This window comes from Pseudomonas sp. SDO55104_S430 (assembly GCF_054070595.1).
The window spans coordinates 1-7,651 of record NZ_JBSVXG010000250.1 but is presented as its reverse complement, the minus strand read 5'-3'; the positions used below and the strand labels follow the sequence as shown (position 1 = coordinate 7,651).

At 60.3% G+C, this 7,651-nt stretch carries 6 protein-coding genes; 5 read left to right on the top strand and 1 reads right to left on the bottom strand.

The annotated features are described in order from the left end of the window. Nucleotides 1-56: 56 nt before the first annotated feature. The gene (locus ACW9JE_RS26530) at nt 57-449 is read right to left on the bottom strand and encodes a hypothetical protein (protein WP_457434434.1); all 393 of its coding nucleotides are present in this window, start codon (nt 447-449) and stop codon (nt 57-59) included. Between the two features lie 458 nt (nt 450-907). On the opposite strand from ACW9JE_RS26530, the gene kdgD reads away from it, so the two are divergent. The 5 genes from kdgD (at nt 908) to ACW9JE_RS26505 (ending at nt 7,583) form a co-directional block, all read left to right on the top strand. Then, a complete protein-coding gene (gene kdgD, locus ACW9JE_RS26525; protein ID WP_457434433.1) occupies nt 908-1,819 on the top strand; it encodes a 5-dehydro-4-deoxyglucarate dehydratase in 912 nt (303 codons plus the stop codon). A gap of 75 nt (nt 1,820-1,894) precedes the next feature. Beyond that, entirely contained in the window at nt 1,895-3,340 is a 1,446-nt protein-coding gene (locus ACW9JE_RS26520; RefSeq protein WP_457434432.1) for an aldehyde dehydrogenase family protein, read from the top strand. 199 nt (nt 3,341-3,539) lie between these two features. After that, nucleotides 3,540-4,901, top strand: coding sequence for an MFS transporter (locus ACW9JE_RS26515; RefSeq protein WP_457434431.1), 1,362 nt, complete (start codon nt 3,540-3,542; stop codon nt 4,899-4,901). Between the two features lie 11 nt (nt 4,902-4,912). Then, complete coding sequence (gene garD, locus ACW9JE_RS26510; protein WP_457434430.1) at nt 4,913-6,466, top strand: galactarate dehydratase; 1,554 nt, start codon at nt 4,913-4,915, stop codon at nt 6,464-6,466. Between the two features lie 175 nt (nt 6,467-6,641). Next, nucleotides 6,642-7,583, top strand: a complete 942-nt coding sequence (locus ACW9JE_RS26505) for an AEC family transporter (RefSeq protein ID WP_457434429.1) — start codon at nt 6,642-6,644, stop codon at nt 7,581-7,583. Nucleotides 7,584-7,651 lie beyond the last annotated feature (68 nt).

The window sequence follows — 7,651 nt, the reverse complement described above, 5'->3', positions numbered from 1 at the left end:
GTTGAACACCATTTCCTGTGGGAGCGAGCCTGCTCGCGATTGGGTTGCGGGTTGATTCAGCTGATCTTGAGTGAGATTGGCTCTGAACCTACGATCAGCCCGGACGTGCCTTCCATCGCGTAACGCACCTGAACCGTTTGCCCGGCAAACCTCTTCAATTGCGCTGCGGAAAGCTCAACCGCCAGGTTTTTGCTTCGTACGTATCTGCCATCTTCCGGCTCATTCGGCGGTTGACCTTCCTCCCACACGCCGACGGAAATTTCGGTGCCTTTCAGGTCCGGGTTCTCGACATCCTCTCCCAGGACTGCATAGGCTTTTCCGTCGTCGAAACCCTCGGCGGTTTCGGGGATCGAGATGCGCAGCGGACCGGGAAACTTGGCAAGTTTGATCTCCGTCTGGGCAGGCGAACCGGTGACTTTGACATTCAGCGCTGGCACTGGATTGGCCATGATGAAAGCTCCTTCTGTTGAGGCCATGAGGTGTACAGCGGAAGCCGGCACTTGGCTTCACGCCACCCTTATCCGCCGCTGTGGCGCTCCCGGTAACTGTTACAAATAACAGTCCCGACAAGCGGCACCCAGTGCCTGTAGGAGCGAGCATGCTCGCGATGGAGCCACATTCACCTTGGGGTGTCAGGACGCCCGCGTCATCGTTGACGACCATCGCGAGCATGCTCGCTCCTACAGAAATCTCATCTCTTCCGACATCCTATCTTCAGGCGATCAAATTTATTCGCCGGCTCGAAACCCTTTAAACGCGGGCTCTCTATCCATCCTGTCGAACAATTTCGCCCAACAGCGATGAAATGCAGTTGACGGTTGTATTTTAAGTTGTACGATGACCTACAACTTCAGCGTCGGGCTGAACGGTCTCAACCCACAACGTCGCAATCCAGGGTGTTCGAACAATGAATCCACAAGAACTTAAGTCCATCCTCTCTTCCGGTCTGCTGTCTTTCCCGGTCACCGATTTCAATGCCCAGGGCGATTTCAACCGCGCTGGCTACATCAAGCGTCTGGAGTGGCTGGCTCCGTACGGCGCCTCGGCTCTGTTCGCCGCCGGCGGCACCGGTGAGTTCTTCTCCCTGGCAGCCAGCGAATACTCGGAAATCATCAAGACTGCCGTCGACACCTGCGCCACCAGCGTGCCAATCCTGGCCGGTGTCGGCGGTTCGACCCGTCAGGCCATCGAATACGCTCAGGAAGCCGAGCGTCTGGGCGCCAAGGGCCTGTTGCTGCTGCCGCACTACCTGACCGAAGCCAGCCAGGACGGCGTTGCCGCCCACGTTGAAGCCGTGTGCAAATCGGTCAACATCGGCGTGGTGGTCTACAACCGTAACGTCTGCCGCCTGACCGCTCCACTGCTGGAGCGTCTGGCCGAGCGTTGCCCGAACCTGATCGGTTACAAGGATGGTCTGGGTGACATCGAACTGATGGTGTCGATCCGTCGTCGTCTGGGCGATCGCTTCAGCTACCTGGGCGGCTTGCCGACCGCTGAAGTCTACGCTGCGGCCTACAAGGCGCTGGGCGTACCGGTCTACTCCTCGGCGGTGTTCAACTTCCTGCCGAAAACCGCGATGGACTTCTACCACGCCATCGCTCGCGACGATCACGGCACCGTTGCCAAGATCATTGACGACTTCTTCCTGCCTTACCTGGATATCCGTAACCGCAAAGCCGGTTACGCGGTGAGCATCGTCAAGGCCGGGGCAAAAATTGCCGGCTACGACGCGGGTCCAGTGCGCACCCCGCTGACCGACCTGACCGGCGAAGAGTACGAAATGCTCGCCGCGCTGATGGACAAGCAGGGCGCCCAGTAACACAAGCGATTAAACGAGGCCGCTGAGTATTCAGCGGCCTTTTGCGTGAGACCTTTTTGTTTCGAGGGCAGTCCCGTGACAAATGCAAAACGTTACGACAACTACATCAACGGCGAATGGGTTGCCGGTGCCGATTACTCGGCCAACATCAACCCGTCGGAACTGAGCGACAACATCGGCGACTACGCCAAGGCTGACCTGACCCAGGTCAACGCTGCCATCGACGCCGCCCGTGCCGCGTTCCCGGCGTGGTCCACTTCCGGTATCCAGGCGCGTCACGATGCACTGGACAAAGTCGGTACTGAAATCCTCGCCCGTCGCGACGAACTCGGCACCCTGCTGGCCCGGGAAGAGGGCAAGACCCTGCCTGAAGCCATCGGTGAAGTGACCCGCGCCGGTAACATCTTCAAGTTCTTCGCCGGTGAGTGCCTGCGTCTGTCCGGCGACTACGTGCCGTCGGTTCGTCCGGGCGTCAATGTGGAAGTCACCCGTGAAGCGCTGGGCGTGGTCGGTCTGATCACTCCGTGGAACTTCCCGATTGCCATTCCGTCGTGGAAGATCGCCCCGGCCCTGGCCTACGGCAACTGCGTCGTGCTCAAGCCGGCGGATCTGGTACCAGGCTGTGCCTGGGCGCTGGCGGAAATCATCTCCCGCGCAGGCTTCCCGGCCGGCGTGTTCAACCTGGTGATGGGCAGCGGTCGAGTGGTTGGCGAAGCGCTGGTCAACAGCCCGAAAGTCGACGGCATCAGCTTCACCGGTTCCGTGGGCGTGGGTCGTCAGATCGCAGTCAGCTGTGTTTCGCGTCAGGCCAAGGTCCAGCTGGAAATGGGCGGCAAGAACCCGCAGATCATTCTCGACGACGCCGACCTCAAGCAAGCGGTCGAGCTGTCGGTGCAGAGCGCGTTCTACTCCACCGGCCAGCGTTGCACCGCTTCGAGCCGTCTGATCGTCACCGCCGGGATTCACGACAAGTTCGTCGAAGCCATGGCCGAGCGCATGAAGTCGATCAAGGTCGGCCACGCACTCAAAGCCGGCACCGATATCGGTCCGGTGGTTTCGCAAGCTCAGCTTGAACAGGACATGAAGTACATCGACATCGGCCAGTCCGAAGGCGCGCGCCTGGTGAGTGGCGGTGGCCTGGTGACCTGCGACACCGAGGGCTACTTCCTCGCGCCAACGCTGTTTGCCGACAGCGAAGCGTCGATGCGCATCAGCCGCGAAGAGATCTTTGGCCCGGTGGCCAACGTTGTTCGCGTGGCCGATTACGAAGCTGCCCTGGCCATGGCCAACGACACCCAATTCGGTCTGTCGGCGGGCATCGCCACCACGTCCCTGAAGTACGCCAACCACTTCAAGCGCCACTCCCAGGCCGGGATGGTGATGGTCAACCTGCCGACCGCCGGCGTGGATTACCACGTTCCGTTCGGTGGGCGTAAAGGTTCGTCGTACGGTTCGCGCGAGCAGGGTCGCTATGCGCAAGAGTTCTACACCGTGGTTAAAACCAGCTACATCGGTTCCTGATTCACGCAACACCCGCGGTATTGTCATGGATACCGCAAACCTGTAGGAGCGAGCTTGCTCGCGATGGTTTTGAAGACGCGGCGATCAGCCTGATACCCCGCGTCATCGTTGTCCTCCATCGCGAGCAGGCTCGCTCCCACACAGGGCACAACGACATCGTTATTACCCGCATAAAAATAATCAGTGGGAGTACATCCACATGCAATCGACCCAAAAGCCGACTCACGTCCGCTACCTGATCCTGCTCATGCTGTTTTTGGTGACCACGATCAACTACGCTGACCGGGCGACTATCGCCATCGCCGGCTCCAGCCTGCAAAAAGACCTCGGCATCGACGCGGTCACCCTTGGCTACATCTTCTCCGCATTCGGTTGGGCCTATGTGGCCGGGCAAATTCCCGGTGGCTGGCTGCTGGACCGTTTCGGCTCGAAAAAAATCTACGCACTGAGCATCTTCACCTGGTCGCTGTTCACCGTGCTGCAAGGCTTCGTCGGTGAATTCGGCATGTCCACGGCAGTGGTTGCGCTGTTCATGCTGCGCTTCCTGGTAGGTTTGGCCGAGGCACCATCCTTCCCGGGCAACGCCCGCATCGTAGCTGCCTGGTTCCCGACCGCTGAACGCGGTACGGCCTCGGCGATCTTCAACTCGGCGCAATACTTCGCCACCGTGCTGTTCGCTCCGCTGATGGGCTGGATCGTGTACTCCTTCGGCTGGGAACACGTGTTCATCGTCATGGGTATCCTGGGCATCGTCTTCTCGCTGGTCTGGCTGAAAGTCATCTACAGCCCGCGTGAACACCCACGGATCAACGATGCCGAGTTCAAGCACATCGCCGACAACGGCGGCATGGTCGACATGGATCAGAAGGGCAAGAAGTCCGACGGTCCAAAGTGGGACTACATCCGCCAACTGCTGACCAACCGTATGATGCTCGGCGTGTATCTGGGCCAATACTGCATCAACGGCATCACCTACTTCTTCCTGACCTGGTTCCCTGTGTACCTGGTACAGGAACGCGGCATGACCATCCTCAAGGCAGGTTTCATCGCGTCCTTGCCGGCCATCTGCGGCTTTATCGGTGGTGTACTTGGCGGGGTGATTTCCGACTATCTGCTGCGCAAAGGCCATTCCCTGACCTTCGCCCGCAAGGCGCCGATCATTGCCGGTCTGCTGGTCTCCAGCAGCATCGTGGCCTGCAACTACGTGGACGTTGAATGGATGGTGGTCGGCTTCATGGCCCTGGCATTCTTCGGCAAAGGCGTGGGCGCACTGGGCTGGGCTGTGGTGTCCGACACTTCGCCTAAACAGATCGCCGGTCTGAGCGGTGGCCTGTTCAACACCTTCGGCAACCTGGCGTCGATCACCACCCCGATCGTCATCGGCTACATCATCAGCTCCACCGGCTCGTTCAAGTGGGCGCTGGTATTCGTGGGTTGCAACGCACTGGTTGCGGTGTTCAGCTATCTGGTCATCGTCGGTCCGATCAAGCGTGTGGTGCTCAAAGAGCCACCGGTGAGCGGTCCTGAAACCAACAACAAATTGTCTCAAGCGCATTCCTGAGGAGCGGCGTCATGCAGTTGATTGAACATTCCGACTCGCCGCGCTATATCCGCCTGCACGAGCGGGACAATGTAGTGATCGTGGTCAACGATCAGGGCGTACCGGCCGGTACTGCGTTTGCCGATGGATTGGTCACCGTGGACTTCGTGCCACAGAGCCACAAGGTCACCCTGGAAGACATTCCCGAGGGCGGCCAGGTGATTCGTTACGGCCAGGTCATTGGCTACGCGTTGCAGCCGATTCCACGCGGCAGCTGGGTCAAGGAAGATCAACTGCGTATGCCCACCGCGCCACCGCTGGACAGCCTGCCGCTGTCCACCGAGGTGCCGGACGCGCAGGCACCGCTGGAGGGTTACACCTTCGAGGGTTATCGCAACGCCGACGGCACCGTCGGCACGCGCAACATTCTCGGCATCACCACCACCGTGCAGTGCGTGACCGGTGTGCTGGATCACGCGGTCAAGCGCATCAAGGACGAGTTGCTGCCCAAGTATCCGCATGTCGATGACGTGGTGGCGCTGACCCACAGCTACGGCTGTGGCGTGGCGATCACCGCCACCGACGCCTACATCCCGATTCGCACCGTGCGCAACCTGGCGCGCAATCCGAACCTGGGTGGCGAAGCGCTGGTGATCAGCCTGGGCTGCGAAAAATTGCAGGCCGGACAGGTGATGCACGAGGACGATGCTTCGGTGGACCTGAGCGAGCCTTGGCTGTATCGCTTGCAGGACTCCAGCCACGGTTTCACCGAAATGATCGAGCAGATCATGGAGCTGGCGGAAACCCGTCTGAAGAAGCTCGATCAACGCCGTCGGGAAACCGTGCCGGCGTCCGAGCTGATCCTGGGCATGCAGTGCGGCGGCAGCGATGCGTTTTCCGGCATCACCGCCAACCCGGCCCTGGGCTATGCCTCGGACCTGTTGCTGCGCGCCGGTGCAACGGTGATGTTTTCCGAAGTGACCGAAGTGCGTGACGCGATCTACCTGCTGACCTCCCGGGCGAAAACCGAAAGCGTCGCCCAGGAACTGGTGCGGGAAATGGACTGGTACGACCGTTACCTGGCCAAGGGCGAAGCGGATCGCAGCGCCAACACCACGCCGGGCAACAAGAAGGGCGGGTTGTCGAACATTGTCGAGAAATCCCTGGGATCGATCGTCAAGTCCGGCAGCAGCGCGATCACTGGGGTGCTCGGCCCTGGCGAACGCTTCAAGGAAAAAGGCCTGATCTTCTGCGCGACCCCGGCCAGCGATTTCGTCTGCGGGACGTTGCAGTTGGCGGCGGGGATGAACCTGCACGTGTTCACCACCGGTCGCGGCACGCCTTACGGGCTGGCCATGGCCCCGGTGGTGAAGGTCTCGACCCGGACTGAGCTGGCCCAGCGCTGGCCGGATCTGATCGATATCGATGCGGGGCGGATTGCTACTGGTCGGGCTTCCATCGAGGAGCTGGGCTGGGAGTTGTTCCACTACTACCTGGATGTGGCCAGCGGCAAGGAGCAGACCTGGGCGGAGCGGCACAAGCTGTATAACGACATTACCCTGTTCAATCCGGCGCCGATTACCTGAGACCGAGTCGCCTGCTTCGCGAGCAAGCCCGCTCCCACAGTTGACCGCGTGTTCCAGACGAGCGCGGTCTAATGTGGGAGCGGGCTTGCTCGCGAATGCTTTCTACCAGACGCCAACGTCCGCTGTGGCTTATCATTAGCTCACTAACGACACCCACCTCAAGGTCCTCCCCGGCATGCTGGCAATATTCCTCGAAACCCTGAACATCACCGCTCCGGTGTTCGCCATGCTGTTTCTTGGGGTGTTGCTCAAGCGCATCGACTGGATCAACGACAATTTCATCCACACCGCGTCGGCCCTGGTGTTCAACGTCACCATGCCGGCGTTGCTGTTTCTGGGCATCCTGCATGCCGACCTGCACGCCGCGCTGCAAGCGGCGCTGCTGATCTATTTCTCGCTCGCGACCCTGGTGGGCTTTGCCATTGCCTGGGGCTGGGCGATTCTGAAATGTCCGCGCGAAGATCGCGGGATTTATACCCAAGGTGCTTTCCGGGGTAACAACGGGGTGATCGGCCTGGCGCTGGCGGCAAGCATGTACGGCGACTACGGGATTTCCCTCGGCGCGATCCTCGCGGCGCTGGTGATCCTGTTCTACAACACGCTCTCGACCATCGTCCTGGCGGTGTACAGCCCGGTGATCAAGTCCGATCCGTGGAGCATCTGCAAAAGCGTGGTCAGCAATCCGCTGATCATCAGCGTGATCGCGGCGTCGCCTTTTGCCTATTTCAAGATCGGCTTGCCGGGTTGGCTGGAAACTTCTGGTCAGTACCTGGCGCAAACCACCTTGCCACTGGCGCTTATCTGCATCGGCGGTACCTTGTCGCTGGCGGCGCTGCGCAAGAGCGGCAAAATGGCGCTCAGTTCGAGTCTTGTGAAAATGCTCGGCCTGCCGGTGCTGGCGACTCTGGGTGCGTGGCTGTGGGGATTCCGTGGGGCGGAGCTGGGGATTCTGTTTCTGTACTTCGGCAGCCCGACTGCGGCGGCCAGTTTCGTCATGGCGCGGGCGGCGGATGGTAACCATGAGTTGGCGGCGGCGATTATTGTGATCACCACCTTGATGGCGGCGGTGACCACCAATATCGGGATCTTTTTGTTGCAGTGGGGTGGGTGGATCTAGGTCCAGAATTTGTGGTGTCTTTGCGGGCCTCTTCGCGGGCAAGCCTCGCTCCTGCAGGGGTCAAAACC